2 protein-coding genes are annotated in these 1,615 nt (G+C 64.2%); both read left to right on the plus strand.

Going from position 1 to position 1,615, the window contains the following annotated elements; all coding sequences use genetic code 11:
* Nucleotides 1-750, plus strand: a complete 750-nt coding sequence (locus tag ACFQU0_RS18310) for an electron transfer flavoprotein subunit beta/FixA family protein (RefSeq protein WP_382203170.1) — start codon at nucleotides 1-3, stop codon at nucleotides 748-750.
* Nucleotides 751-752: 2 nt separating this feature from the next.
* Nucleotides 753-1,615 (plus strand): electron transfer flavoprotein subunit alpha/FixB family protein (locus ACFQU0_RS18315; protein ID WP_382203171.1); only part of this gene is annotated, 863 nt, incomplete at its 3' end.

Here is a 1,615-nt window from a genome sequence, read left to right on the forward strand (position 1 = left end):
ATGAAAGTCTTGGTCCCCGTCAAACGCGTGGTGGACTACAACGTGAAGGTCCGGGTGAAGTCGGACGGCACGGGTGTGGACATTGCCAACGTGAAGATGAGCATGAACCCGTTTGACGAGATTGCCGTCGAAGAAGCGGTGCGCCTGAAAGAAAAAGGTGTGGTCACCGAAGTCATCGCCGTCTCCTGCGGCGTGGCCCAGTGCCAGGAAACCCTGCGCACCGCCATGGCCATCGGCGCCGACCGCGCCATCCTGATCGAAACCACCGAAGAACTCCAGCCGCTGGCCGTGGCCAAGCTCCTGAAAGCCCTGGTGGACAAGGAACAACCCGGCCTGGTCATCCTGGGCAAACAGGCCATCGACGACGACGCCAACCAGACCGGCCAGATGTTGGCCGCTTTGGCCGACCTGCCCCAAGGCACCTTCGCCTCCAAGGTTGAAGTCGCTGGCGACAAGGTGAATGTGACCCGCGAAGTGGATGGTGGTCTGGAAACCGTGTCCCTCTCGCTCCCCGCGGTCATCACCACCGACCTGCGCCTGAACGAGCCGCGTTACGTGACGCTGCCCAACATCATGAAGGCCAAGAAGAAGCAGCTCGACGTGGTCAAACCCGAAGACCTGGGCGTGGATGTGAAGCCGCGCCTCAAAACGATCAAGGTGGCCGAGCCCGCCGGGCGCAAGGCCGGCATCAAGGTGGCCGATGTCGCTGCCCTCGTCGACAAACTGAAAAACGAAGCCAAGGTGATCTGACCATGACAGCACTTGTTATTGCCGAACACGACAACGCCAGCATCAAAGGCGCCACCCTCAACACCGTGACCGCCGCCCTGGCCTGCGGGGGTGATGTGCACGTGCTGGTGGCCGGGCACAACGCCGCTGCCGCTGCCGCACAGGCCGCACAGATCGCCGGTGTGAGCAAAGTCATCCACGCCGACGACGCTGGCTTGGCCCATGGCCTGGCCGAGAACGTCGCTGCCCAAGTCCTGGCCATCGCCTCAGGCTACAGCCACCTCCTGTTCCCCGCCACCGCCAGTGGCAAGAACGTGGCCCCGCGCGTGGCCGCCAAGCTGGACGTGGCCCAGGTCAGCGACATCACCAAGGTGATTGCTGCCGACACCTTCGAGCGCCCGATCTACGCGGGCAACGCCATTGCCACGGTGCAGAGCACGGATACGACCAAAGTCGTCACCGTGCGCACCACCGGCTTTGACGCCGCTGCTGCAACGGGCGGCGCAGCCGCTGTGGAAACCGCACCCGCTCAAACCGCCAGCGGCAAGAGCACGTTTGTGGGCAACGAGATCGCCAAAAGCGAGCGGCCCGAACTGACCGCCGCCAAGATCATTGTCTCGGGTGGTCGGGCGCTGGGCTCCAGCGAGAAGTTCAATGAAGTCATGACGCCGCTGGCCGACAAGCTGGGCGCGGCCATTGGTGCCAGCCGTGCGGCGGTGGACGCGGGCTACGCGGCCAACGACTTGCAGGTGGGCCAGACCGGCAAGATCGTCGCACCGCAGCTCTACATCGCCGCCGGCATCTCGGGCGCCATCCAGCACCTGGCGGGCATGAAGGACTCCAAGGTGATCGTGGCGATCAACAAGGACCCCGAGGCGCCCATCTT

It is taken from the genome of Hydrogenophaga defluvii (assembly GCF_042665235.1).
Lineage (GTDB): Bacteria > Pseudomonadota > Gammaproteobacteria > Burkholderiales > Burkholderiaceae_C > Hydrogenophaga > Hydrogenophaga defluvii_A.